The organism is Pseudoneobacillus rhizosphaerae (assembly GCF_917563885.1).
Lineage (GTDB): Bacteria > Bacillota > Bacilli > Bacillales > Cytobacillaceae > Pseudoneobacillus > Pseudoneobacillus rhizosphaerae.
Genome location: NZ_CAKJTG010000004.1, coordinates 67,161 through 92,662, shown reverse-complemented (window position 1 = coordinate 92,662; position 25,502 = coordinate 67,161). Strand labels below are relative to the sequence as shown.

The 25,502-nt window shown below is 36.7% G+C and carries 24 protein-coding genes; 18 read left to right on the top strand and 6 right to left on the bottom strand.

Annotation, left to right across the window (positions count from 1 at the left end):
* Window positions 1-137 precede the first annotated feature (137 nt).
* The 3 genes from LRP83_RS04135 (at window position 138) to LRP83_RS04125 (ending at window position 2,604) form a co-directional block, all read left to right on the top strand.
* Window positions 138-746: a GNAT family N-acetyltransferase gene (locus LRP83_RS04135; RefSeq protein ID WP_354002322.1), complete on the top strand. Its 609-nt coding sequence runs from the start codon at window positions 138-140 to the stop codon at window positions 744-746.
* Between the two features lie 38 nt (window positions 747-784).
* Window positions 785-1,342 carry a cysteine hydrolase family protein gene (locus LRP83_RS04130; RefSeq protein WP_230495413.1) on the top strand — a complete coding sequence of 186 codons (558 nt, stop codon included), beginning with the start codon at window positions 785-787 and terminating at the stop codon, window positions 1,340-1,342.
* Window positions 1,343-1,473: 131 nt separating this feature from the next.
* A complete protein-coding gene (locus LRP83_RS04125; RefSeq protein ID WP_290369492.1) occupies window positions 1,474-2,604 on the top strand; it encodes an NAD(P)/FAD-dependent oxidoreductase in 1,131 nt (376 codons plus the stop codon).
* A gap of 33 nt (window positions 2,605-2,637) precedes the next feature.
* On the opposite strand, the gene LRP83_RS04120 is transcribed toward LRP83_RS04125, so the two are convergent.
* From LRP83_RS04120 to LRP83_RS04110, 3 genes are all read right to left on the bottom strand, one after another.
* Complete coding sequence (locus LRP83_RS04120; protein ID WP_230495411.1) at window positions 2,638-3,258, bottom strand: VanZ family protein; 621 nt, start codon at window positions 3,256-3,258, stop codon at window positions 2,638-2,640.
* A 127-nt stretch (window positions 3,259-3,385) separates the two neighbouring features.
* Window positions 3,386-3,628: a glutaredoxin family protein gene (locus LRP83_RS04115; RefSeq protein ID WP_230495410.1), complete on the bottom strand. Its 243-nt coding sequence runs from the start codon at window positions 3,626-3,628 to the stop codon at window positions 3,386-3,388.
* Between the two features lie 320 nt (window positions 3,629-3,948).
* On the bottom strand, window positions 3,949-4,788 hold the full coding sequence (locus LRP83_RS04110) for a DUF2935 domain-containing protein (protein WP_230495409.1): 840 nt from the start codon (window positions 4,786-4,788) through the stop codon (window positions 3,949-3,951).
* A 127-nt stretch (window positions 4,789-4,915) separates the two neighbouring features.
* On the opposite strand from LRP83_RS04110, the gene LRP83_RS04105 reads away from it, so the two are divergent.
* The 10 genes from LRP83_RS04105 (at window position 4,916) to LRP83_RS04060 (ending at window position 16,524) form a co-directional block, all read left to right on the top strand.
* A complete protein-coding gene (locus LRP83_RS04105) occupies window positions 4,916-6,382 on the top strand; it encodes a spore germination protein (protein WP_230495408.1) in 1,467 nt (488 codons plus the stop codon).
* A 9-nt stretch (window positions 6,383-6,391) separates the two neighbouring features.
* A complete protein-coding gene (locus LRP83_RS04100) occupies window positions 6,392-7,468 on the top strand; it encodes a GerAB/ArcD/ProY family transporter (RefSeq protein WP_230495407.1) in 1,077 nt (358 codons plus the stop codon).
* Window positions 7,465-8,565 carry a Ger(x)C family spore germination protein gene (locus LRP83_RS04095; protein WP_230495406.1) on the top strand — a complete coding sequence of 367 codons (1,101 nt, stop codon included), beginning with the start codon at window positions 7,465-7,467 and terminating at the stop codon, window positions 8,563-8,565. The genes LRP83_RS04100 and LRP83_RS04095 overlap by 4 nt, the downstream gene beginning before the upstream one ends.
* Window positions 8,566-8,664: 99 nt before the next feature.
* Window positions 8,665-8,844, top strand: coding sequence for a histidine kinase (locus LRP83_RS04090; RefSeq protein ID WP_230495405.1), 180 nt, complete (start codon window positions 8,665-8,667; stop codon window positions 8,842-8,844).
* 366 nt (window positions 8,845-9,210) lie between these two features.
* Window positions 9,211-10,653: a GntP family permease gene (locus tag LRP83_RS04085; RefSeq protein ID WP_230495404.1), complete on the top strand. Its 1,443-nt coding sequence runs from the start codon at window positions 9,211-9,213 to the stop codon at window positions 10,651-10,653.
* A gap of 50 nt (window positions 10,654-10,703) precedes the next feature.
* Complete coding sequence (locus LRP83_RS04080) at window positions 10,704-11,405, top strand: CoA transferase subunit A (protein ID WP_230495403.1); 702 nt, start codon at window positions 10,704-10,706, stop codon at window positions 11,403-11,405.
* Window positions 11,406-11,421: 16 nt separating this feature from the next.
* The gene (locus LRP83_RS04075; protein WP_435531326.1) at window positions 11,422-12,075 is read left to right on the top strand and encodes a 3-oxoacid CoA-transferase subunit B; all 654 of its coding nucleotides are present in this window, start codon (window positions 11,422-11,424) and stop codon (window positions 12,073-12,075) included.
* Between the two features lie 13 nt (window positions 12,076-12,088).
* Window positions 12,089-12,874: a 3-hydroxybutyrate dehydrogenase gene (locus tag LRP83_RS04070; protein ID WP_230495401.1), complete on the top strand. Its 786-nt coding sequence runs from the start codon at window positions 12,089-12,091 to the stop codon at window positions 12,872-12,874.
* A gap of 212 nt (window positions 12,875-13,086) precedes the next feature.
* Window positions 13,087-14,628, top strand: a complete 1,542-nt coding sequence (locus tag LRP83_RS04065; RefSeq protein ID WP_230495400.1) for an IS200/IS605 family accessory protein TnpB-related protein — start codon at window positions 13,087-13,089, stop codon at window positions 14,626-14,628.
* Window positions 14,629-15,108: 480 nt separating this feature from the next.
* Window positions 15,109-16,524, top strand: a complete 1,416-nt coding sequence (locus LRP83_RS04060) for a sigma-54 interaction domain-containing protein (protein WP_230495399.1) — start codon at window positions 15,109-15,111, stop codon at window positions 16,522-16,524.
* Window positions 16,525-16,590: 66 nt separating this feature from the next.
* Here the strand turns inward: LRP83_RS04060 and LRP83_RS04055 are convergent, their stop codons facing one another.
* A complete protein-coding gene (locus tag LRP83_RS04055) occupies window positions 16,591-17,436 on the bottom strand; it encodes an SAM hydrolase/SAM-dependent halogenase family protein (RefSeq protein ID WP_230495398.1) in 846 nt (281 codons plus the stop codon).
* A 346-nt stretch (window positions 17,437-17,782) separates the two neighbouring features.
* On the opposite strand from LRP83_RS04055, the gene LRP83_RS04050 reads away from it, so the two are divergent.
* Both LRP83_RS04050 and LRP83_RS04045 read left to right on the top strand, forming a co-directional pair.
* Window positions 17,783-18,946 carry a YecA family protein gene (locus tag LRP83_RS04050; RefSeq protein ID WP_230495397.1) on the top strand — a complete coding sequence of 388 codons (1,164 nt, stop codon included), beginning with the start codon at window positions 17,783-17,785 and terminating at the stop codon, window positions 18,944-18,946.
* A 280-nt stretch (window positions 18,947-19,226) separates the two neighbouring features.
* A complete protein-coding gene (locus tag LRP83_RS04045; RefSeq protein ID WP_230495396.1) occupies window positions 19,227-20,465 on the top strand; it encodes an MFS transporter in 1,239 nt (412 codons plus the stop codon).
* Between the two features lie 62 nt (window positions 20,466-20,527).
* On the opposite strand, the gene LRP83_RS04040 is transcribed toward LRP83_RS04045, so the two are convergent.
* Together LRP83_RS04040 and LRP83_RS04035 are read right to left on the bottom strand one after the other, a co-directional pair.
* The gene (locus LRP83_RS04040) at window positions 20,528-22,144 is read right to left on the bottom strand and encodes a glycosyl hydrolase family 18 protein (RefSeq protein WP_230495395.1); all 1,617 of its coding nucleotides are present in this window, start codon (window positions 22,142-22,144) and stop codon (window positions 20,528-20,530) included.
* Window position 22,145: 1 nt separating this feature from the next.
* The gene (locus LRP83_RS04035) at window positions 22,146-22,907 is read right to left on the bottom strand and encodes a hypothetical protein (protein ID WP_230495394.1); all 762 of its coding nucleotides are present in this window, start codon (window positions 22,905-22,907) and stop codon (window positions 22,146-22,148) included.
* 226 nt (window positions 22,908-23,133) lie between these two features.
* Between LRP83_RS04035 and LRP83_RS04030 the strand changes: the two genes are divergently transcribed.
* From LRP83_RS04030 to LRP83_RS04020, 3 genes are all read left to right on the top strand, one after another.
* A complete protein-coding gene (locus LRP83_RS04030; RefSeq protein WP_230495393.1) occupies window positions 23,134-23,391 on the top strand; it encodes a hypothetical protein in 258 nt (85 codons plus the stop codon).
* Between the two features lie 11 nt (window positions 23,392-23,402).
* Window positions 23,403-23,891: a hypothetical protein gene (locus LRP83_RS04025; RefSeq protein WP_230495392.1), complete on the top strand. Its 489-nt coding sequence runs from the start codon at window positions 23,403-23,405 to the stop codon at window positions 23,889-23,891.
* Between the two features lie 169 nt (window positions 23,892-24,060).
* Window positions 24,061-25,446: a M20/M25/M40 family metallo-hydrolase gene (locus LRP83_RS04020; protein WP_230495391.1), complete on the top strand. Its 1,386-nt coding sequence runs from the start codon at window positions 24,061-24,063 to the stop codon at window positions 25,444-25,446.
* The last annotated feature ends 56 nt before the right edge of the window (window positions 25,447-25,502 follow it).

Genomic DNA, 25,502 nt, shown 5'->3' with positions numbered 1-25,502 from the left:
GCTATTTTAGTAAAAAGAGAGGTTTTTAGGGCTTTTGCGGACACAGGTTCCGTTATATTAGATAATTAGAGGCTATATTCTATGAAATAGCGTAAATAGCGGATTGTATGTCCGCCCAAACACGAAAATAGCCTAATATGGATCAAATAGCGGATTCTATGTCCTCATCCATCTGTCCAAAAACAACATTCTTATTTAACAGAGCTTATACAAAAATAAAAACAGCAATAGCAGGAGATGCCATGATTATAAGAGATGCAAGAGAAGATGAAATACCGTATATCCGAAATCAAAGGATCAAATCATATGAAGAACACGCAAATAGTATTCCTGAAAAACATTGGAATACCTTGAAAAATGCACTTCTCTCGGATAAAGATACTCAATTTGGAGTGGAGTGTATTGTTGCTGAGTTAGATGGGGAAATTGTAGGCAGTGTTGTTTTATTTCCAGCTAACACAGACGCTTATGTAGGTACTGCTATTGAGCTTCAATACCCTGAAATACGCATGCTAGCTGTATCTCCTGAGGCACGGGGGAAGGGGATAGCAGCTGCTTTGATTTTGGAGTGTATTCGACGGGCAAAAGTCAACGGATTTCAAGCGATTGGATTGCATACGGCCGATTTCATGGAAAGTGCTGTGAAATTATATCAACGTATAGGCTTTCAACGTTTACCCGAATTTGACTTTGAACCAGCTAATGATGGAATCATTGTGAAAGGCTATCGTCTTACATTTGAGTGATATTATTTCATATTGAATTTATTGGAGGAAAAAAGCTGATGAACGAAAAAACGGCATTACTAATTATTGATGTTCAAGTTGGAATTGTTGAAGCGGAATCTGGTCATGTTTTTAATAGTGAGGCATTATTGACTAATATTAATCAGATTATCTCGGATGCTAGATTACGAGAAATACCTATTCTTTATGTACAGGATTTAGATGTTGCGCCACAAGAATCTAAGGAGTTCCAAATCCACCCTGCGATTGCCCCTTTAGAAAGTGACCGTATTATCCATAAAGTTGCTACAGATGCCTTTCATGGAACGAACCTTCATGAGGAACTGCAAGCAATTGGAGCTAATCATTTAGTGATTGTAGGCTGTAAAACAGAATATTGTGTGGATACGACATGTCGAAGAGCGACCACACTTGGTTATGATGTGACTCTAGTCGCTGACGCTCATTCCACAACAGATAATAAAGTTTTAAAAGCAGAACAAATCATTAATCATCACAATGCAAATTTGCATGGATTGGATAACATCGATAAATTTATCATAGTTCGAAAAGTAGAGGACTCCGTAATGGAGCCGATTCATAATAATTATAGATAAGATTGTTTTGGATCTTTTTTACCTTAAGACTACTAAAAAAAGCTCTGTCACGAAGACAGAGTTTTTTGGTTTTAGTCGGAAAAGTCATGAATTTGGTTATAATGGAGATATCAATATTATTAATAGAAAAGGTGTTCAAAATGCAGAGAGTTATTGTGGTAGGGGCAGGCATATTAGGAGCATCAACTGCTTACCACCTAGCAAAAGCGGAAGTGGAAGTCACTTTAGTGGATCGACATGATTTAGGTCAGGCAACAGATGCTGCAGCGGGAATAGTTTGTCCATGGCTGTCCCAAAGACGGAATAAAGCCTGGTATCAGCTAGTAAAAGGGGGAGCACGGTACTATCCTTCATTGATTGAACAATTAAGCGACGTTGGAGAAACGGAAACAGGATATAAACAAGTGGGGGCTATTAGTCTACATACAGAGCTAGAAAAACTGGAAAAAATGGCAGAGCGAGCGCGCAAACGCCGTGAAGAAGCACCTGAAATTGGTGAAATCACAATTCTATCCCAGACTGAAACAAAGAGGTTATTTCCGCCTTTAAGTGAAGCATATGGGTCGGTTTACGTAAGCGGTGGAGCTCGTGTTAATGGAAGGGCCCTTCGTCAAGCACTTGTGAATGCTGCAGTAAAGTATGGAGCTAGTTTACTGGAAGGAAATGCAAATCTCATTCATAAAAATAATCAAATAATGGGAGTAAACTTAAATAATAAGATTCTGGAAGCTGACCTTGTAATTGTTACAGGTGGTGTTTGGGCCAAAGAACTTTTACAGCCCTTAAATGTGGAATTTTTAGTAAAACCTCAAAAGGCACAAATTGTACACCTTGAAATCGGAAATATGGATACTAGCGATTGGCCAGTCGTCATGCCGCCAAATGATCAATATATCCTTTCATTTGAAGATGGACGAGTGGTTGTGGGGGCAACACATGAGGATGATGCTGGACTTGATCTACGAGTAACAGCTGGTGGGTTGAATGAAGTGTTGGGTAAAGCCTTGCTCGTGGCACCTGGTTTAGCGGACAGCAAAATCCTTGAAACAAGAGTGGGCTTTCGACCATTCACTCCAGGTTTTCTACCTGTCATTGGATCTTTGCCAAATTATCAAGGATTATTAGTTTCCAATGGACTAGGGGCATCGGGGTTAACAGCTGGACCTTATCTAGGGGCAGAATTAGCGAAGCTTGCACAGGGTAGGGAATTGGAGTTAAATATTGGTGATTACGATGTAGCGGGGGCTATAGGTGTTAACTAAAAACGTCATGTACAGTGGAAGACAAGGGTCTTTCTATTGTACTTGACGTTTTTGTTCTCGAGAGATAATGATAACCCTCCTAAATACAGGATATAGGAGATACCCTAAAAACACCCCAATTAAATTTAATATAAGATCATCAATATCTAAGCTTCCTCGGCGAGTTATGTATTGTAAACACTCCACTACTGTTATGGAAACTAAAGGTAAATAGATATATTCACTTTTAGAAAATTTACAACCTTTAATCATAAGGAAAATACCATATGGAATAAACAAAACTACATTAGCAGTCAAATTATAGAAGGAAATAAGCAAATTAACCTTCCCTGAAAGAAAGAAGTAAATAGTTGAAAAAGGAATAAGGTTGTATGTACCATAACTTTGATTGCTTGGACGAAAAAATAATAAGACTAAAAGGCTTAACGTATATAATCCTAGAAATAAAAGGAAAGTGGTATACGAAATAGAAATGGTTTCTTTCCGGATTAGTAATACTATAAAAGTGATGAAAGCCCACAAACAAAGCAATACAGTTGCTAAAACAATCGGATGTAAGTAGTCCGTTAATTGAAAAATAATTGGTGAAAACAAGAAAAATAGAATAATAGATAAGGATGAAGAAAACAGTATTGATTTTTTCAGGTAAAGCACCTCGATCTTCTATGTCATTAAGTATATCCTTTTTCCTACAATTATATATTGTATTACAATTTAAAAAAGTCACCTAAGCCTAAAAAATCGGCAAGGTGACTATTTCTATTTTTGAAAAAATGGTCAATTATAATCCTAATTTTTCAGCTAACGCTTCTTGATCATAGCCTAAAATGACTTCTTCACCGTTGTCATCCTTAATTACGGTTGCTGGAGTAGCCGAAGCACCTAATTGAATTAGTTCCTGTAAAAATTGGTCATTTTTACGAATGTCTCTTTCTTCAAATTCAATTCCATTTTCTTTTAACCATAGTTTTTCCGCGTGACAAGGTGGGCAAGTTTCTTGAGTATATAGAATGACAGTTTTCATTTTTTACCTCCAATATACAATATACACTTATTGTATATTACTTCCTCGATAAAATGCGAATGTAAGGTATTGGGGAGTTAACTTTTTAGCCTTTACTTGTTTCAATATTTCTAAGGTTAAAACCACAATCAGGGCAATCGTATATGACATTTTGATTAGACTGGGCAGTTAAAACTGAGTTAATTTCATGCTGTGATTGGCAATTTGGGCATATAACTGTAGGAAATTTTATATTCATGCATATCCCTCCATTCCTATCATGTCAAATTAGTATAATTTTATACTTATACTGGAGGAGGGGAGAGAGGCGCAAATTCAAATCAACTAACCTGATTATGATTCACAAAATAGGAGGATAGAGAGCAGGATTGTTGTTGCATTTCAGGTACAAAGCCACTAAGCTTTGTTAAAAAATAACACGATTCAGGAAAATGGTGCTCTAAGAAACGGAGAGTGGTAGAATTTAATACTTCTTTTCCCTTATAAAGTATGATGACTTGTTCTACAAGCTGATTAAAGGCAAATACTGTTCCACTAACTTCACGAGCGAAAAAGATTTGTGCAGGAAAATGTGGAGGAAGGAATCGTAAATATCCTTTCATTGCTTCGTTTTTAATAATATGAGCGGAAAATAGTTGACTTAGTTTACTCACACGTTCCAGTAGTACTAACTCAACACCATCAAGTGCTCTCCTTAACAAAGCTGCATGGCCAAGTTGGTCTTCTAACCAAAGGTCAAGTAAATCTACTAATGGTAATGGTGGATAATCTGATCCTTGCATGTAATAGTGTAGAATCCTTAAATATTCAGCATTCTCACTTAATGTCCCGTTAAAATAGGTCGGGGTAATATTTATATTTACTGCATTATACATCTTTAAGTTCAAAATTTTCCCTTCAAATCGGTAATAATCAAAGGATATTTGTGCTGATATCTTGGAGAATTCAATTAAACTCTGAGAATCCATTTGGCTCATTTTCGGAATTTGCTCGAGCTGTTGTCTAACCTTTGTAAATCTTGTGATAAACGTATTAGCTTCTTCTACTAGTTGTACTTCAACAGGAGATAAATAATCCCGCACAAATACAGCATGGTCTAACAGTATATTTACCCAAAAGTAATGTTCTTCCCAAGGGGGAAATGGATTTAATTTGTTCATCGTTAACCTCCTGTTTCATCCTAAATTAATGTTTCTTCTACATATTATTAGTAAGCACCTAGATAAATGTATAAAATACCTGTGCAAGTAAAAAATGTAAATAAAAACGTGAATGGAGCGGATGCGAATGCGTAATCATCGCAATCGCTACTTTAAAGAGCTAGAAAAACAAATAGAGAAAAATGAAACTACATCATCGCATGAAAAAACAGCAAGGAACGCTATTCAAAACAAACAAGATAAAAAGTCTAATATAAGTGAATTTCAGTCATTTTTTCAAAATTGCTCTGACTTAAGCTGCACCGAATTTCCACATCTAGATATTAAAATATATTACTTTCCATATTTAATAGATAAGACGATTTATGATCAGCACCTTTCAGAAATAAGAAATGTAACAAAAGAAGAGTTTGAAGCCTACTTAAATCAATCAGAGTTTCCAGTATTACAAGATGTCATAAACGTAGAAGAGGCAGTACTAAGTGGTAGTTGTATATTGTTCTTTCAGGATATTGCCTATGATATCCCTGTTAAAAACGGTGAGACAAGGTCTATTTCCCCTTCAGAAACTGAAACCGTAATACTTGGTGCTCATGATGCCTTTGTTGAGTCGATTGATGTAAACTTGTCGTTAATTCGAAGAAGAGTATTAAGCTCTAAACTGAAGGCAATTAAATTATATGTTGGAAGTCAGGCTAAAAAGGTTGTCTATTTACTTTATTTAGAGGACCTTGTCTCGGAGACAGATATCGACCATTTAAAGAAACGGATAAGTTCTATAAAAAATGATGGAATAGTCGATACCAATATGCTTGTTCAATACATTGATGAACACCCAAATTCGCCATTTCCACAATTTTACACAACGGAAAGACCCGACGTTACAGTATATAAATTGTTTGATGGGAAAATAGTTGGGTTGCTTGATGATAGTCCATTCGCCTTTTGTACACCAGTAAGTTTCTTTGATTTTATGGAATCAATGGACGATTTTGGCCAACGTTGGGTTGTAAGTAGTTTTATTAGAATATTACGGTATATTGCCATCATGATCACGTTAGTCTTTACTGCTTTATATGTATCCGTTACAACCTATCATTACGAAATGATACCTCAAGCATTGTTACCTACCTTGCTTGAATCAAGGAGCAGAGTACCATTTCCACCAGTTATTGAAGCATTGTTTTTAGAATTATTATTAGAGCTATTAAGGGAGGCTGGGGCAAGGCTTCCGACAAAGGTTGGTCAAACAATCGGGATTGTAGGAGGAATTGTAATTGGCCAAGCTGCTGTAGAAGCAGGGATTACAAGTAATATCCTTATAATTGTGGTGGCAGCTTCTGCCATTGCATCCTTTGTTATTCCAAGTTATTTGATGAGTGCATCCATTCGAATTGTCCGTTTTAGTTTTATTATTATTGCAGGATTTTGGGGGAATATTGGGATTGTTTTTGGCATGGGAATCGTCATCATTCATTTATCAGGCTTAACCAATTTAAACTCTCCATACCTACTACCTATTTCACCAATGTATCCTAAATTTTTAAAATATACGCTTTTAAGAGGTCCATTTAAGAAAAAACTGAAAGGATAAGATGTGCATATGAAGGAAAAATTATCGCCCATTCAAGTGTCCATCTTAGTTTATATGATCCAGTCAGGGGTTATTTTGTTTTCCTTACCGAGGCTCACAGGGGAAGCATTTGGGACAAATGGCTGGATAAGTATTATTATCGTAAGCGTAATTGTAAATATCAATCTTATTTTGATATGGTTTGTCTTTAAAGTTGGTGCTGGTAGGTCAATGTTTGAGTTAGTGAATGGCATCCCTAAATGGATTAGGCTAATTCTGTCTTTATTCTTAGCGGGAATATGGCTAGGCTTAGGGACGATGGTAATGGTTAAATACATCCTTCTTCTAAAAATGTTGTTTTATCAAAACGTTTCAACACTATTACTTATGACAATGGGGTTAATATTAACGTATCTCCTCGTAAAAAGGGGGATTTATCATATTGCTAAAGCTACAGTTGTTTTGTTTTATTTTACGGTTTGGACTATATTTTTGCTATTATTTCACCTTCCTGACTTTAGTTTTATCCGACTAACCCCATTTATTTTTCAAGGAGAAAAAGACCTATTAAGAGGGGGAGCAGGAATTTATACGGCTCTTTTAGGTTACGAACTTGTTATTTTATTTTTACATAATGTTGAGGAGAAGCGGCTAAAAGCGATTCTAGTTGGAAATACAATAACATCCATTATTTATCTTGGCGTGTGTTTCGTAAGCTTCGGTTTTTTTAGCTTTGATATGCTACTAGAGGATATGTATCCAGTCGTCACTTTGTTAGAGTATATATCTTTTCCAGTGCTGGAACGGGTAGAAAATCTTATCTTTTCTCTTTTTGGACTTAAGGTGTTGATTACAACGGTTATGTATTTATGGGCTTCAAAGGAAGTATTAGAGCAACAATTTCAACGGATAAAACCAAAGTACCTATTACTGATTATACTATCACTTAGTTTTTTCATATCCATTTTTCAAAAAATCATGAGACAGGTGGATCAATGGTTAGAGTATCTAGCTTGGATAGAAGTAGTAATTGCTTTTTTATTACCGCTCATTCTATTGATTGTTGCCTTTTTTACAAGAAAAGTGAATAAGGAACATAGCCTATGAAAAAAACAATTATTGTATTCTGTATTTTATTAATGACTACAGGCTGTGCTCAAAAACGTATTATTGATGATTTAGCACTCATTAATGCTATCGGTTATGATCTCAGTGAAGAAAATGAGGAAAATCTAAAGGTAACCGCAACCTTTCCGATTATTACTAAAGATGGAAAGTATGATCGGAAAACTATAATTGTCGAAGGAAAGTCTAGTAAATCGGCAAGAGAAAAATTAAAACATAAAACGAATATGCAATTAGAGAGCGGACAAATAAGGGTATCTTTATTTGGAACTGAGTTAGCTAAACAAGGGCTACTAACGCAGTTAGATACATTTGTACGTGATCCCAACATTGGTTCGAGAGTATTGTTAGCTTTAGGCAAACCAGTAGCAAGTGATATCTTGACTTTACAAATTGAGAATGAAGGCCAGAATGCGACCTTTTTAGAACAGGCCATTACAAAGTTACATTCAGAAAGTAAGACCATTAACTATGATATTTTTCAATTCCTCCGGGATTTATATGATGATGGAATGGATCCGATTCTCCCAGCCTATAAGGTCGAAGATAATGATTTGAAGTATGATGGTGTTGGTCTATTCCAAGGTGATAGGCTTATTGACTACTTGAATCCTGAAGATTCTAAGTTGTTATTTTTGTTTCGTAAAGAAATCATACATGGTGATTTAGAACAAGAAATTGAACTGGAAGAGGGTAAAGTGCAACAAATCATGCTTAGCTATGTTCAAACGAAACATCATATTGATGTGAATTCGGTAGCTATGGATAATCTTGTTGCAACTATAGACCTTGAAATTCAAGGAGATGTACTTGAATTTACTGGAGAAGAGGATTTATCTGATCCGAACATTCAAATGAAGGTAGAGAAATTGATTAGTGACCAACTGAAAAGTAAAGGAAACAAGTTGTTATTACAATTACAAAAGATGCAAGTAGATCCAATCGGGATTGGCCAGCATGTGAGAAATCATATGAAATACATGAGATGGAAGAAATTAAATTGGTATGAGGAGTATCAGAATATGGAGATAAATGTGAATATAACAGTCAAATTTAGTAGTAACGGAAAGTGGAAGTAGACCCATATTTTCAAATTAGAAATGCGCATTCTTAATGGTTAATATAATATATAGGTAGAGACAATCATAGGTTGTTATGAATTGAAAGGAAGATATGAGTTGAAAAAGTTAACTATCGTAATTCCCATTATGATCCTTGTTGCCGTTTTGGCAATGTGGATGCTAGGGAAGGATTACGCAGAAATTGAATTACCAACAAGAATGCTCATTGCAGGTGGTGCTGCAATTCTATCTGGTGTCATATCCTATTTCCTTTTTTCTTTTGAAAAAGATAAATGATTTGTTAGAGGATAATTTGGCTATACGAGTGGTTATTCAGAGGAGAACTTTCCGTAAATACGGAAAGTTCCTGAATGACGGAATAGAACTGTTGAAAAATTTCCTGAAAAGCGGAAGTTTTTTTTGTTTTCTCGCCCCATTTACTAACATAGCTACAGGTTATATGTTTAAAACTATGATTCTACAATATTTCGTATTTTATTTTTTGATAATTTTGAATAGACTGTTGTTTTGGCACGGAACTTGCAAAACGGATATTTGTGAAGATTATTTGGAAAAGGAGGTTTTGGTATAGAAATGTAACCGCTTACTAAAAGGGGTTAAGAACAAGGGGTACGTAGAAACAATTTCATAAGGGGGATTTACATGGATTTAATCGTTATTTTATTGGCGCTTGGGCTATTAATGTTTGTAGCTTACCGAGGATTTTCAGTTATATTATTCGCGCCTATTTGTGCACTTTTTGCAGTTTTATTAACAGAACCAAGTCATGTGTTGCCATTTTTCTCAAGCGTGTTCATGGATAAGATGGTTGGATTTATTAAGAACTATTTTCCTGTCTTTTTATTAGGGGCTATTTTCGGTAAAGTTGTTGAAATGTCAGGACTTGCTGAATCGATTGCGAAAACAATCGTCAAAACAATTGGAACTAAAAGAGCGATGTTATCGATCGTTTTATTAGGAGCTATCTTAACGTATAGCGGAGTTAGTTTATTCGTTGCAGTATTTGCCATTTTCCCATTCGCAGCTCAATTGTTCAGACAAGCAAATATTCCAAAAAGACTTATACCAGGAACAATTGCACTTGGTGCATTCACGTTTACAATGGATGCCCTACCAGGAACACCGCAAATTCAAAACGTTATTCCAACAACTTTCTTTAAAACAGATATTTATGCAGCACCTATTTTAGGAATTTTAGGTGGGGTATTCGTCCTTATTGTGGGTCTTTTATATCTTGAATCACGACGTAAAAAAGCAGAGAGAGCAGGTGAGGGTTATTTCGGATTTGCCTCTGAAACAGCTGCAGCTGCAGAAGCACAAAAATTATCAGGTAAAGAAGAAGCAGTCACTACTTTATCAACTGAGCAGCCTCTTGGACGTCAGATTCTAGCTTTTGTTCCACTTATTCTTGTTGGAGTTATGAATAAATTATTTGTCACTATGATTCCCGAATGGTATCCAAGTGGATTTGATTTTACAAAAGTAGGTTTAGATACGCTTGGAGTTGTAGATGTTACAGCATTCGCAGGTATTTGGGCTGTAGAAATGGCATTGGTTGTTGGTATTATTTCGACCATTTTATACGACTGGAAACGAGTAACACTCAACTTTAAAGAAGGTCTTAATACTAGTATTGGAGGCTCGCTATTAGCAACAATGAATACAGCTGCTGAATACGGATTTGGTGGAGTTATTGCAGCGCTACCAGGTTTCGCTTTGATCAGTAATGGTATTTCTGGTACGTTTACTAACCCACTTGTGAATGGGGCTGTGACAACAACGACTCTTGCTGGTATAACAGGTTCTGCTTCTGGTGGAATGGGTATTGCGTTAAGTGCGATGTCTGAAACGTATAATAAAGCGATTGCTGTTGCTAATATTCCTCCTGAAGTCATGCACCGTGTTATTTCCATGGCATCTGGTGGTATGGATACACTTCCACATAATGGAGCTGTAATTACATTACTCGCTGTTACTGGTTTAACACATAAGCAATCGTACCGTGATATTTTCGCGATTACTATTATTAAAACATTAGCAGTCTTCTTTATTATTGCTTTGTACTCTTTATTAGGACTTGTCTAGTAAACTACCATACCGAGATTCATTGAAAAGCAAGAAAGGGGACGGTATCGATGGCAACTGGGAAAGTAATTTATTCTTTTGATGATGTATTTAGCCAAATTCAAGATGGAGCAACTTTAATAGTTGGTGGGTTTGGTCTTTGTGGAATTCCTGAAAAAGCAATCCTGGCTCTACGGGAAAAGGGAGTTAAGGACCTTACGATTGTAAGTAATAACTGTGGCGTAGATGATTGGGGACTAGGCCTTTTATTAGCAAACCATCAAATCAAAAAAATGATTTCGTCATATGTAGGTGAGAACAAAATTTTTGAAAAGCAATTTTTAAGCGGTGAATTAGAAGTCGAGCTTGTACCTCAAGGGACGCTTGCTGAACGGATACGTGCAGGTGGTGCAGGAATCCCTGGCTTTTATACGGCTACAGGAGTCGGCACCCCTATTGCTGAAGGCAAAGAACATAAAGATTTTGATGGGAAGACATTTATTTTAGAAAAAGGAATAGTAGGGGACTTAGCCTTCATTAAAGGCTGGAAAGCAGACCCTCATGGGAATATCATTTATCGAAATACCGCTCGTAACTTTAATCCACTTGCTGCGATGGCTGGGAAAGTAACTATTGCTGAGGTGGAGGAAATGGTAGGTGTAGGAGAGTTAGATCCAAATCATATTCATACCCCAGGCATCTATGTACAGCATGTTTTTGAGGGAACAGCCTACGAAAAACGAATCGAAAGACGGACTGTAGCAACAGTATAAGGGAGGTTTTAGTTTGATGGATGTACGTTTGAAAATCATTAAACGAGCAGTGTTGGAAATTGAAGATGGGATGAACGTCAATCTTGGAATTGGAATGCCCACTCTAGTTGCCAACGAAATTCCAAGCGAATACAATGTGATGCTTCAATCTGAAAATGGTTTGCTAGGAATAGGTCCATATCCTATAGATGATGAGGTAGATGCGGATCTAATTAACGCTGGTAAAGAGACCGTTACTGCAGTTTCAGGAGCCTCATATTTTGATAGTGCAGAATCTTTTGCCATGATTCGTGGTGGACATATTGATCTAGCTATCCTAGGTGGAATGGAGGTTGCCGAAAATGGGGACCTCGCGAACTGGATGATACCAGGAAAAATGGTAAAGGGAATGGGCGGGGCAATGGACCTTGTCAACGGAGCCAAACGAGTGGTTGTTGTAATGGAACATGTGAATAAACACGGGGAATCAAAAGTGAAAAAGTACTGTACACTCCCATTGACAGGACAAAGAGTGGTGCATCGGCTCATTACTGAACTTGCCGTTTTTGATTTTACAAATGACGGAATGCAACTGATCGAATTACAAGATGGGGTAACGATCAAGGAAGTACAAGAAAAAACAGAGGCTTCCTTTATTGTTAGTCCTCAATTGTTGTCAAATCAAAACTAGGAGGTAGTTTAGAATGGGAAAACTCCTTGATGGGAAATCAGCTTTTATTACTGGTTCTGCAAGTGGGATAGGGTTAGAAATTGCAAGGGCTTTTGCACAAGAGGGAGCAAAGGTTGTCATTTCGGATTTAAATAAGGAAAAAAGCGAGCAAGTGGCTGCCAGGTTAAAGGATGAAGGATTTGAGGCACTTGCAGCACCATGTGATGTTACAGATGAGGTAGCATTTAAAAGAAGCCTCGAATTAGCCTATGAAACGTTTGGGAGTTTGGATATTTTAGTCAATAATGCAGGGCTTCAGTACGTATCAAACTTAGAGGAATTTCCGACTGAGAAATTTGAACTTCTAATAAAAGTTATGCTAACGGCCCCGTTTGTAGGTATCAAGAATGTTTTCCCGATCATGAAAAAGCAAGGATTTGGAAGAGTCATTAATATGGCGTCGATAAATGGCCTTGTTGGATTTGCTGGAAAAGCAGCTTATAACAGTGCTAAACATGGCGTAATTGGCTTAACAAAAGTGGCTGCTCTAGAGGGAGCTGTGCATGGGATTACAGTAAATGCTTTGTGCCCGGGTTACGTCGATACACCACTCGTAAGAAATCAGCTAAAGGATCTAGCTACAACAAGAAATGTTCAGCTTGAAAGTGTACTAGAAGAGGTTATCTATCCTTTAGTACCTCAGAAGAGACTGTTAGATGTTTCGGAAATTGCTGATTACGCTGTTTTCTTAGCAAGTGAAAAAGCAAGAGGGGTTACTGGTCAAGCTGTCGTATTAGATGGTGGGTATACAGTTCAATAAGGAAAAAACAATCACTGGACCTTGTTTGCAACTTTTGTGGGCAGGGTTCTCTACAGTTTTAAAAATGTACCCATTTATAGACAAATAACTACAATATTGTCATAATATAAATAAGAACTAATGTTCGTTATTAATTTCGAGCTTTTGGAATAACGTAAGCTTAAAGAGATGTATGTTTTGGGTTGAATATTTATAAAAAAGGGGAATAGAAAATGTTACAAACATACCAAACCAAATTGAGGCGGATCCAATTGAATAATGGGCAGTGTTCCGAAAGCTATCTCGATGTGTTTGGACGGTTTTTTGGTTTCTTAGAACGAAGGCTTTTCTACTTGTTATATGTAAAAAAGCAATCTGCAGGCTCTATTAAATCTAATTTCTGTAAAATCTATCAGATTACCTCCAGGCAATATAATTCCATCCGAATTCAACTAGAAGGAAAAATCTCCTCCGTTCTAGAAGTACGAACTCTTCAGATTGAAAACCTAACACAAAACATCCGTGATATCCAAAAAACTATCCAGCATAAGACCTCCCAAAAAGAAAAGCTATGGATAAAAATTTCTCACCTGAAACAGAACGATTCCCCTTTCATCAAGACCAGCAAAAAATATAAAAATATCAAATTTGTCCTCCATCAGAAAAAAAGAAAACTTCGAAACGTTCAACAAAAACTTAAGAAACTAGAGTCTGATGAACAAGCTCAAATCGTTCGAATTTGCTTTGGCTCCAAAAAACTCTTTCATCAACAGTTCCATTTAGAAGAAAACGGCCTAAATAATCATGAAGAATGGAGGATTAGGTGGGAGAAAACGCGAAGCTCACAATTCTTAGTCGTAGGTTCAAAAGATGAATCCTTTGGGAATCAAAATTGTACCTATAATGGAGAAAATGAAATACGTCTTCGGGTGGCCAATCGATTTGAATCAGAATATGGAAAATATATCACTTTTCCACAAGTGACTTTCCCCTACGGCCAAGAGATGATGGATCTAGCTAAAACTTCTTTTATAGGTTACACAAAAGGTGGGAAGAAGCAAAAATACTTCAAATCCGTCACCTATCGTTTTATAAGAAAAGAAAAAGGCTGGTATCTAAATGCCACCGTAGATACAGAAATGCCTCCTGTTCTGACTACTGGACTTGGTGGGTATATGGGAATCGATTTAAATGCAGGATTCCTTTCCATCTGCGAAGTAGACCGAAATGGAAATCCAATAAAAGAATGGAAGTTAGTCGTGCCGATGTATGACCGCCATCAACATCAAGTCGAAGCAGCCCTCCAAGACGCCATCAAACAAGTGGTGGAATATGCCAAAAAAGCAGGAAAACATGTGGTCATCGAAAAATTAAACTTTACCAAAAAGAAAGCCTCCTTACGGGAGGAAAGTAAGAAAAAAGCTCGTATGTTGTCCGGTTTCGCTTATTCTAAATTTAAAAGGATTCTAGAGTCAAGGGCCAAAAAATTGGGGGTCGGTGTAAAGATAGTGAATCCCGCTTATACAAGCCAAATAGGTCAAATGAAGTTTATGGCTCGTTATGGACTCAGTTCACACGCCTCCGCAGCCTGTATGATTGCCAGAAAAGCGTTTTATTTTAAGATGGAGAAGCCTAAATATGATACCGTATTACAGTTACCCAAGAAATTTGATAAAGAAAAATCAAACTTTAGCAAATGGGTAAGTATCACGAAATCAACGAAAAAAAATTATCTCTTCCACGACAAAATTGAAATTCTAAAAGCAGATATTTAAGAGAATAAGAGTTAAAAATAGAGTGGGAGCAACGCCTCCTTACTACCTGTAAGGAAGGTAGGGACCACGTACTTTCATTCCTGAATCATACTTGAAATGACCTATTAGCGTGGCTAACAGCCTGATGAGAGTAAGGGTGAATAACACCCTTATCCTTTCACGTACTGCTTGTTGTATGACAGGTAGGGATTTGAATGAGACGGAAATATGGAAATTTATTTTGGTTGAAAAACTCGGATAAATGGATGTTTCCATTCTGATCTTGGAGTGTGAATCTCCAACGCGAATCGTAAGAAGCACTGTTCGTCTTACGTTCAAGAATGATCTTGAACAAGACATAGAAGTGTAGTTGTCTACATTTGTCTATGTTTTTAGGAACGGTTCTTTTGTACTAATTTTTCGAAATTTCTAAACTTGAAAGTCTGCCCTGTTTTCTTTTGATATAATGATAGTTAAATACTAGTGGCAAAGGTGAGTCTGATGATAAACACTGGAATTGATCGGATCCCTCATAAATGGCTAGAGGAAATAATAAACCTTTCGGTGGAACGCATTGTGGTAGTCAATCGAGAAGGAATGATTTGTTATATCAATTCAGCCTATTGTGAGTTTTTAGGAACGACTGTGGAAGATGCAACCGGTCGGGATGTAAGGGAAGTAATTGAAAATACCCGCATGCATATAGTAGCTAAAACAGGCAAGGCCGAATTAACCTCCGTTCAAGCTATTAATGGAAGTGATATGGTGGCGAACCGATATCCGCTTATTGTTGAAGGGGAATTGGTTGGGGCCTTAGGAACGGTTATGTTCCGAAATCCTGAGGAATGGTGGGATTATAAACGAAAAATCCAACCTTTACTTGAGGAGCTTAAATATTATAAAAAAAAGTTTGAGAACGAACTAAAAAGTAAGTATACATTTGGAGATTTAATTGGAAAAAGTCCTTCCTTTCTCTCTGCCAAAAACCTTGCCGAAAGAATTTCTGGAAGCCAGTCTGCTGTCTTACTTCTTGGTGAATCTGGTACGGGTAAAGAATTATTTGCTCATGCCATCCATGACAATAGCACTCGGGCATCCTTCCCATTTGTCCCAATAAACTGCGCGTCGATTCCAGAGCATTTACTAGAATCAGAGTTGTTCGGATATGACGAGGGTGCCTTCACTGGAGCTAAAAAAGGTGGTAGAAAAGGTCATTTTCAAGTTGCAAATTATGGTACGATTTTTCTTGATGAGATAGGTGATATGCCACTTTCGATGCAAAGTAAGCTTTTACGAGTCCTACAAGAGAAAGAAATCCAACGGGTTGGAGGACAAAAGTCTATTCCAGTTGATGTAAGAGTAATTGCAGCTACGCACAGAGATTTGGAGAAGATGGTTGAAGAAGGAAAATTCCGAAAGGATTTATACTACCGATTAAATGTAATCAAAATTGAAATTCCTCCTCTCAGAAATAGAAAGGAAGATATTCACCTTATCGCAAATAACTTATTAAAAAAGCTAGAAAAAAGGTTTTTCCAGCAGGGAATTGAACTATCGGAGCAAGTGATTGAGAAACTTCAACAGTATACGTGGCAAGGTAATATTCGTGAACTGGAGAATGTGTTAGAGAGAGCGATTAATGTCCTTGATGGAAAAAGGATTGAATTGATTCATCTACCTCTTTATTTACGCGATCAGGATAAAGAGACTGATTTTGATTTAGAATATCAAGTAGATAAAGATGTGGCTACGAACCATACTGTACAGCCTTTAAGGAAAACGCTGGCACATGCTGAAAAGCAAGCTATCCTTCTTGCACTTCGTGAAACGAACGGCAATAAACAGGAAGCAGCTAAGCTTTTGGAAATAGGGAAAACGAGATTTTATGAGAAATGCAAAATGTACGAGATAAAATAAATGGAGTGTGTCCTAAAAGTAAAGAGTCGGACACACTCTTTTTTGTTGGCACTTTTTGAATTAACCCTATTTGGGGGCTTTCTGAATAGATAGTAACCAATTCGACCCTGTACCAATATCATAGGATCTGGCAAAGGAGTCTTGATTAATTGCAATGGCGATATTGTCTATTGAATTGATGTATACTAGTGGCTCTCCGACTGGTATATCAGCAAACGAACGACCATAGGACATGATATGGTTATATATCATCTTAGATTGATTTTCGATTGTGACTTTTAATTTATCCCCGTATTCAATCCCGAGCTGTTGAAACAGCTCTCGACTAATATTAGTCCAAACATTCCCAAAACGAATATCTAAAATATCAATTAAACCTGTTATAAGTCCATCTGTTATTCTAGCTCGATGAAGGGGTAATTTTATGATGGAATCTTTTCGATAAGCTGGACCTACTTCAGTAAAGGAAATGGCTTTTGAAGCGATTCTTGCACCTGTGTACGCGTAAATATCACGTCCATGAAAGGTATGTGATGCCCCTGACCTAGGTAATCGATTAACTTCTTCATCTATTTCTCTAGCATCCGCGATACCGATACTATGATCTATATGTGTTAATGTTCCGTTATCAGGAGTGACGATATAGTGATTAGAATCTGTTTTCACAACAAGGCTTTTACGGTCACTTCCAACGCCGGGGTCTACTATTGAAACGAAAATCGTACCTTCTGGCCAGTAAATGATGGTTTGCATTAAGCGATAGGATGCTTCCCAAATGTTGTATGGGGGAATATCATGTGTAAGATCGAAAATGGAAATGGATGAATCAACTGACCGTGCCACCCCATACATGGCACTAACCGCACCGTCACTTAGACCAAAATCTGATTGTAAAACTAATGCAGCGCTCATAGGATATACTCCCCCTCTCGTTTTTTAAAAAGGCTGTTTTCGCAAAGATTGTTGCTTTTCGAACTAAGTTTAAACCCGTATTTATTAAGGCTTCGGGGCATCTTTTCGTCATTGTTTCAAGTTTTTTTGTGCTAATCTATGATTTTGTTTGTTATTTTATATGCATTAGCAACAATGTTTACGAAAAGAGCCTTTATTAACAAAGTTCTTTCTATAATACCCACTTTAAAAAATAAAAAAACGCAGATAGAATACAGCATTATTAAAAAATGAGAACTTATTATTAGTTTTTGATATTCTAAGTCTATAATAAGAGCAAGATGACATATTTGGAGGAAAACATTTTATGGATTTTTTACATAGGCTTGAAACTCATTTCGTGAGTGATGATGTTCATATTCAAAATTTTGTTTTACATATAATAGACGATATTCATCAGTTCGTTCCAGCAGAATGGACAGAGCGGCTATTAAAGGACGCAATAGAATCTAAAGAAAAAGAATTTATGAATTTGATGCACACAGATAAGCTTCCGTTAAATCATGGGGCCGTAAAGACATTGATTCAAGGGATGAAGGAGACGGATAAATCTTATTTACATTTATATAAAAGTTTATTGGACAACCTTGAACCAGAGATGGCTTTAGAGTATCAAAAAGAGTTAGCACCCTATATTGAGGAAAGTGGATGGGAATTTTATCAGTTGTTACTAAATGGGGAAGATGAGCAAATTTGGGAAGAGTACGGCTCAATCACAGCGAAGCTGGAAACAGAGAGAAATTTTAATCATACTTTATATGTTAGGGCGAAGTTTTTAGCAAAGACACTGATCAAAAAAGGTTATTTGGACGAACCCGAAATCGACCTTATCCTTCAAGAACAATTGGAAGAGCCGTACTTTAGGTTTTATGGTATTATGGCCATTTATGCCATTCGCCTAAGAAAATTACCGAAATACATACCGATACTAGTTAGCTTGTTAGATCGGGATGAAGATATTTTACTCGAGGAAGTGGCGGATACTTTAATTTCATTTCAAAGTGATGAAGTGGTGAAAATGGTACTCCCTTATGCTAAACTAGCGGATAGTTCCATTTTTGCTATTTCAGTCTTAAGTGGGACGAAAACAGCTTTTGCAACGAAGGTATTAAAAGAGCTCTTTCACGAGGTAGAGTTTGAGGATGAACAAGACCTTGTTTTTGAAGCACTCTGTCACCAGCTTTCAGCAGATGTGCAGCCTGAAATCGAAGAATATATGAATAATGATCCTGTATCTTTCATGATTGAGCCTGAAGAAAACGCATACGGATTTTATAAAATTATGGGCATCGATCATCATGATTTGCCAATATGGAAACAAATAGCCGATGAAAAAGATTCTAGGTTTACGGCTGAAATGGAGATTGATAGGCATTTATCTGTTGCTGAACCTATTCAACAGAAGGTGGGACGTAACGACCCTTGTCCTTGTGGAAGTGAGAAAAAATATAAGAAATGCTGTGGTGCATAAAAGACCAGATTGCGGTAAGTATGTAAGACCTATTTTTAATACTTCTAAACATTCTAAAACACTGTTAGATAACTCTGACAGTGTTTTTTATTCACAGGATGAAGAGGGGATTAAAAAAACTAGTAAGTAGAAATGGGAATGGCGGAAATTGTCGAACATCTCTAATACTCCTTATCTTAGTTTTCCGTGCTTTCAATCATAAAACCAATTAAACTAAAGAGATAAAGCTTCTTAGGTGTAAACTCTGAAAAATTTTTAGGTAGTTAGAGAGGGGTATTACATGTTACAGTTTCTCCGCGGAAATCCTTTGTTTTTACGTTATTGGATATCCACATGGTTTTCAGAGTTTGGTGATTGGGTAAGAAATATGACTCTTATGTTTTTGGTGCTGGATCTTTCCAATCACTCTTCAGTTGCCGTCTCAACAACAATGTTCTTTGAATTTGCTCCCATATTTCTCTTCGGTACTTTTGTAGGTGTGTTTGCCGATCGGTGGGATCGAAAAAAAACAATCATTTATTCCAATTTATCCCGTGCTTTCTTAGTTTTAACCTTTGTATTAGCGCTTTATTTTCAATCAATCGTCTTAATCTATATCGGTGCTTTTTTATGTGCGATTGGGACGTTGTTTTATCGAGCTCCAGGTTCAGCTTTTGTTATGCAATTCGTCCCAGAAGAAGATCGGAAAATGGCAGCAAGTCTACGTCAATTATCGATCAGTACGATGCTCATAATTGGGTCAGGATTAGGTACTACGATTTATTTTTGGCTAGGACCAGTTTGGTCTCTGATTATTAATGTCCTCTGCTTTGTGATTTCTGCTTTGCTAGTGCATACAATTCGAGTTCCCCGTAAAGAAGATATTTCTATTAAAAAAGTAACAAAAGGATTTAGCTCCGTTTGGGGTGATATGAAAGAAGGCTTCCAGTTTACTTGGAGAACTCCGATTGTGAGGTCATTGCTAATATCTAATATTCCTTTTGGAATAGGGGCTGGAATCGTGAATGTTTCAACCGTATTTGTTATAACAGAATTTCTTGGTCTAAGTGAAGAAGTTTACGGGTGGCTAATTGCTATTCAAGGGGCTGGAATGCTACTTTTTTCGCTTATCATTGGTAAAAGCAAACTCTCTAACACCCGTTTAATCTCATACGGAATGGTTATTATGGGAATTGGATTAGCTGGCACGGTCTTCTATCCTAATTTCTTTATCACATCAAGTTTTATTATCTTTTTTTGTGCAGGTCAAATTGCCTTTAATATTGGAATGTCCACACTTCTCCAAACAAAGGTTGATTATGCCTATCAAGGTCGGACGATGATGACAATCAACACAACATTTATGGGTTTTATGGTGACAACCATGCTGCTTACAGGCTGGCTCCATGAGCTTCTAACGATTCAACCACTTATGCTTCTTGGAGGAACTGCCATATTTATCGGAGGTCTCGTCTGCATCTTTATTTTTAAAAGAGTTGAATTAACAAGGCTTGATGTTCAAACTACAGTTGAAACATAAATCAAATGAGGTCAGTTTACCATAGTGGTAAAACTGACCTTATTTGATTTCGATGAATTGCGCTATTGTGCCTTCAATGCTTCAAATTCCTCGGACATTCTCGTCATCATTGTAGCCATTTGGGCTCTTGATGTGTTATCACCTGGTCGAAAACGCCCTTCTAGTCCTGTAATATATCCATGTTGACTCATTGCCTGAATCGCATCAAAATGAGTGTTAAGTGGAGAAACATCGGAAAACGGATTTGGTTCATTTTCATTTGGCGCATATTTAAAAATGTTGGAAAGCATAGTGGCTAATTGTGCTCGTGTTACAGGAGAATTTGGATTATAGTCAGTCCTACTAACACCTTTAATCATACCAAGTTCTCTTGCTATTTCAATTTCTTTTCGAGCATTATGTCTTATTGTATCCTTAAAAACATACTCCTTTGGATTCATCGACTCGTAACCTAATGCTCTAACTAAAATTAACGCTGCTTGTGCCCTAGTCAATGAGCCACCAGGTAAGAATTTTGTATTCGTAGTTCCGTTCATCCAACCTTTTGATGACACATGGAGAATGTCTTCCTCCGCCCAAAAACCGTTTGGTACATCCGCAAAAAACCTGTTATTTAACCATAAGGTATAATAGTCCCAAGTATCTGCAGTTTCATGATAAAGAGCCCAAGAACCAGTACCTTTTATGTTGTGTTTTTTTGGAAGTCGTAATTTTGTTTTAATTGAACGTTCATTTTCATACCAAACTATGTATTCACCTTCTGTAATCTTTAATGATCCAACAAAATCATACTGATTTTTAGGAATAGTGAATTTGGCATACGGTGTTTGTGATTTTTCATCAAAGAAAGATTTTCCGTTGAATTTATTTAAGAGAGGCTCAATCCTCGTACTAGAAAGTCCTCTTCCCGTTATATTTATACCTTCGGTCGTTGGCCCATCCAGCTTCCAAAGCCGACCATAAAAGGGTAAACCATAAACGATTTTACTCTTTGGAACACCTTGATTGATAGCATATAGAATGGAACGTTCTGAAAACGATAGACTTGCAACAGGTCCAATGGGGCTATCAGGAGATTCCCAGCTTTCATCATAAGCCATTATCATCAGATAATCAGAGTGATCTGACAATGTTTTATAATCATAAAACCCATGCCAGCCTTTTTGGTAATTGCTTGGATTAGCAGCAACTGAAACGGAAACCTGTTTTTGTTTTGGTATATACAAGCGAAGCAAGCGAAGCAATTCATTATGATCATTTCGGTAGCTATGACCAAGTCCTTCAATATCTACATTTACACCATCTAAATTATATTGGTCGATTGCTTTGGCAATATCCTTAGCAAGCTTATCACGATTCTTTAATCCATTAATTCCAGCTGTTAAATTCCAATGGTTAGCTAAAAATGGGACAACCTTAATCCCGCGTCGATGCATTTCATTAACAAAGGAAGATTGTAATTTCCAAGTGACCTCCAATTCACCTTGTTCATTTACATCAAAATAATTAGGAGAAACCACCTTTAAACTGCCTTTGGTTTTATCAACCTGTGCAACATAAGTATTCGGGCTTCCAAAATAGATGTAAGACATATTAAACATCGCTTCTTCAGCTTTTAAATCCTTCATTGGTAAGAGTAAAGTAGTCAAAAATATGAGGATTAAAATGAACTTATTCATATTAAGTCCCCCCTTGTAGAGATGGGTTCTTCGATAAATTTGGATAAATGGCCTCAAATAAAATACCAGTTTGGGAAGGAGTTACCTTATACTGAAGCCCTCCGAAGGTAAAAGACACAGTTTGTAAATCTTCAAAATTGGAATTTGGACCAATCCCAATTTCCGAAAAGATCGTGTCTATTTCATGGACCTCAGATTGAGGATTTGTGATTAATAAAACTTGCCACCAACTTGTTAGCATTTGAAGAATCTCACCCTTGGTCTTGCTCGTACTAATGATACTTATCTTGTTAATTTGTTTATTATCCTGTGTAAGGACTTCTATTATAAGCTGTTCTGTTAGAGAAGACTGAAAATGCCTTGCATTAGTCAGTTGCCGAAAATGATGAATATACAAGTCACCAGTTTGTTCATCCGAAATAGCATTCCATCTTTGTTGGAAATCAGTCATGAAAAGAGGAAAGGCTTCCTGGGCTGGTGAGTTTAAATCGATTTCTGCCTGACTGATTTTTTCTTGATCTGAAACATCATCATCGGTTTGTAATGAATCATTTTGAATGGGAGTTTCGTTAGTGTTTTCAGTGTATGGTTCTGTAATAGGGTCTTGGTTTGTATCGTAAGTCATATTTTCAAAGTTTGTATTAGTATTGCTTGTATTTCTTAAATTCCTATACTGGACTTCCTGAAGATCCTTCTGATTCTGATTACATGCAGTGACTAAAAGAATGGTTAAGGCCAATATGATATAGTGAATTTTAGACATATGCGTTTTTCCTTTCTTCAAAGAAAATTTGAAAACGATATCTTCAATAGTATTCGCAAATGTTTAACATAAATGTAAAAATCCTTCCACCTTACTGGTTTTAGTAAAAAAGTCACTTTAAGAATGGAAGAACATTCTTAAAACCTAAACTATAATATACTTCACTTCTTGCATTTAACATTCGAGCTATATTTAAAGTGTAAATATAAATGAAGGTGGAGACTAAATGTTAAATAGGCTAGTAAAATATAAGGAAAGGCAAACAATTATTAATGAATATCATGATGATGAATTGGTGAACAGATGTGGTTTTCATTTTGATAAAATCCAAACGGATAACAACTCGATACTATTTATGAAGGAATGTAAGCCTCTTAGGCAAATTGATCTACCAGCTCACTTTAAAATAAGGAAGGATAGTCAATTTCCGAATTTTTATGTCGTAGAGTGGGATGTATCTGTTATCGAAATCTACTTTCCTTAGGAGGTGTAAAATTGGTTGCCATTTGGCTTTTTGTTAATTTAATGATTATTGTCGGAATGGTGGCTTGGAGTTTACTTCATCAAACCGATGGTCTTTTCCTACAATTCGCCACTGTATTTTCTCAATTTGCGGTCATCCTGATATTATTAAATCTTAATATGTACTTTATTTTTCTCATCATTAGAAAATCGAAAAAGCGAAAAGTGAAATTAACCTTAGCCAAAATTTCAAGAAAGGTTATGAAGGTACACGTACCCATTGCCATATCGGCAGCAAGCTTAATCATCCTACATATTATCTTCATCGTTTTTAGTATTCCCTTTGACTTAACGAAACCGAAATTACTTACAGGTTTACTAGCCGCAATTGGCTTAATTTTCACATTAATAGCAGGCTATCTAAGAAGTAAAAAGGCAAGTGGGACACGGAGAAAGTCGCATATCCTGACAGCTTTTGTATTTTTTTTAATGGCATTACTTCATATTTTTAGTACCTATTAAATATAAAAGTCTAATTAAAAGGGGCGGAAGTTCAAACGAGCTTTTGCCTTTTTTAATTTGTCCTATTTGCATGTAAGTTAAATAATAATTTACTGATTATTCTCAAAAATAGAGGAATACTAATTCGTCTATCGAAATACTAATAAACAGGATAGAAGGGAGATTTAATATGAATCAGGTTAATTTAAATTCGCTAAAACATGAAGCAAATGAATTAGTTCCAACTGCATTAGATGTATTAAAGCAATATCTCAAATTTCCTACTGTTTCAGCACAGAATATGGCAATTCCCGAAACGGTTGAATTTGTTGTAAAAATGATAGAGGATGCAGATGGCGAAGCTGAGATTTTGGATGATTTAGGTGGAAATCCTGTTATCTATGGATTTTTTCCAGCGGGAAGTAATGGTGATGCTACAAAAACATTACTCTTTTATAACCATTATGATGTTCAGCCACCAGATCCACTTGACGAATGGGAATCAGAGCCCTTTGAGTCTACCGTTAGAGACGGAAAGCTTTTTGCTAGAGGAGTAGCCGATAATAAAGGGGATTTAGTAGCCAGATTAACTGCGATAAAAATACTGCAGAATCTTCAAGGGGGATTACCTTGTAACATTAAATTTCTCATAGAAGGGGAAGAAGAAATAGGTAGCCCTAATCTTGCACCATATCTTGAAAAATATCGGGATCGATTCCTAGCTGATGCCTGTATATGGGAATTTGGCGGTAAGGATGAACAAGATCGAATAAGTATGGTAGCAGGTATAAAAGGAATGGCGTACTTGGAGTTTACCTGTTTTGGAGCAGATATTGATATGCATTCTTCTGTCGGGGCATATGTAGATAATGCTGCATGGAGATTAGTTCAAGCACTTGCGACTATGAAAAATCAACAAAATGAAATAATAGTCGAGGGATTCTTTGATGGAATTGAGGAGCCATCAGATGAAGTAAAGAAGGCAGTTCAGGCTTTACCTTTTAGTGAAGAAGCAGTTACAAACTTATATGGCTTAAAAAGGCCATTAATTACGTCCGCAAAAGGTGAAGACCCAAGAACAGCAATGGTCTTACAACCAACCATGACGATTTGTGGTTTCGTTAGCGGCTATACAGGGGAAGGGGCAAAAACAGTCCTGCCTAAAAGTGCAAAGGCGAAAATGGATTGTCGTTTAGTTCCTGGACAAGACCCAAATCATATTCTTGAATGTATCCAAAACCATTTAGAAAAACATGGATTCCATGATATCAAGGTCACGATGGTAAATGGACAAAAGGCGTATCGTTCTGATTTTAGCCACCCATTTATTTCACATGTAATGGACACTGCTACGCAAGTATATGGAAAGGAAGGGATTTTAGCCCCTAACTCTGCAGGTACAGGTCCTATGTTCGAATTTGGTGAAAAGCTCAAGCTTCCCATTGTCAGTACAGGTGTTGGTTGGGTTGGCTCAAAGGCACATGCGCCAAATGAATCCATTAGACTGCAAGACTTTGAAGATGGGATTGTTCATATGGCTTATATGCTACAAGGATTTCCTGGAGCATTAGATTAAAATGATAATCATAATCCCCTTCGTGACAAGGCAGGTCTAAATAAAGTAAAATAATA

What these genes read in the sequence shown, in the direction of transcription:
- LRP83_RS04065 (WP_230495400.1), top strand. Translation starts at nt 13,087, where the DNA reads ATGTTACAAACATACCAAACCAAATTGAGGCGGATCCAATTGAATAAT.
- LRP83_RS04070 (WP_230495401.1), top strand. Translation starts at nt 12,089, where the DNA reads ATGGGAAAACTCCTTGATGGGAAATCAGCTTTTATTACTGGTTCTGCA.
- LRP83_RS04095 (WP_230495406.1), top strand. Translation starts at nt 7,465, where the DNA reads ATGAAAAAAACAATTATTGTATTCTGTATTTTATTAATGACTACAGGC.
- LRP83_RS04055 (WP_230495398.1), bottom strand. Translation starts at nt 17,436, where the DNA reads ATGAGCGCTGCATTAGTTTTACAATCAGATTTTGGTCTAAGTGACGGT.
- LRP83_RS04110 (WP_230495409.1), bottom strand. Translation starts at nt 4,788, where the DNA reads ATGAACAAATTAAATCCATTTCCCCCTTGGGAAGAACATTACTTTTGG.
- LRP83_RS04050 (WP_230495397.1), top strand. Translation starts at nt 17,783, where the DNA reads ATGGATTTTTTACATAGGCTTGAAACTCATTTCGTGAGTGATGATGTT.
- LRP83_RS04075 (WP_435531326.1), top strand. Translation starts at nt 11,422, where the DNA reads ATGGATGTACGTTTGAAAATCATTAAACGAGCAGTGTTGGAAATTGAA.
- LRP83_RS04085 (WP_230495404.1), top strand. Translation starts at nt 9,211, where the DNA reads ATGGATTTAATCGTTATTTTATTGGCGCTTGGGCTATTAATGTTTGTA.
- LRP83_RS04045 (WP_230495396.1), top strand. Translation starts at nt 19,227, where the DNA reads ATGTTACAGTTTCTCCGCGGAAATCCTTTGTTTTTACGTTATTGGATA.
- LRP83_RS04020 (WP_230495391.1), top strand. Translation starts at nt 24,061, where the DNA reads ATGAATCAGGTTAATTTAAATTCGCTAAAACATGAAGCAAATGAATTA.
- LRP83_RS04130 (WP_230495413.1), top strand. Translation starts at nt 785, where the DNA reads ATGAACGAAAAAACGGCATTACTAATTATTGATGTTCAAGTTGGAATT.
- LRP83_RS04035 (WP_230495394.1), bottom strand. Translation starts at nt 22,907, where the DNA reads ATGTCTAAAATTCACTATATCATATTGGCCTTAACCATTCTTTTAGTC.
- LRP83_RS04100 (WP_230495407.1), top strand. Translation starts at nt 6,392, where the DNA reads ATGAAGGAAAAATTATCGCCCATTCAAGTGTCCATCTTAGTTTATATG.
- LRP83_RS04040 (WP_230495395.1), bottom strand. Translation starts at nt 22,144, where the DNA reads ATGAATAAGTTCATTTTAATCCTCATATTTTTGACTACTTTACTCTTA.
- LRP83_RS04105 (WP_230495408.1), top strand. Translation starts at nt 4,916, where the DNA reads ATGCGTAATCATCGCAATCGCTACTTTAAAGAGCTAGAAAAACAAATA.
- LRP83_RS04115 (WP_230495410.1), bottom strand. Translation starts at nt 3,628, where the DNA reads ATGAAAACTGTCATTCTATATACTCAAGAAACTTGCCCACCTTGTCAC.
- LRP83_RS04080 (WP_230495403.1), top strand. Translation starts at nt 10,704, where the DNA reads ATGGCAACTGGGAAAGTAATTTATTCTTTTGATGATGTATTTAGCCAA.
- LRP83_RS04135 (WP_354002322.1), top strand. Translation starts at nt 138, where the DNA reads ATGGATCAAATAGCGGATTCTATGTCCTCATCCATCTGTCCAAAAACA.
- LRP83_RS04060 (WP_230495399.1), top strand. Translation starts at nt 15,109, where the DNA reads ATGATAAACACTGGAATTGATCGGATCCCTCATAAATGGCTAGAGGAA.
- LRP83_RS04030 (WP_230495393.1), top strand. Translation starts at nt 23,134, where the DNA reads ATGTTAAATAGGCTAGTAAAATATAAGGAAAGGCAAACAATTATTAAT.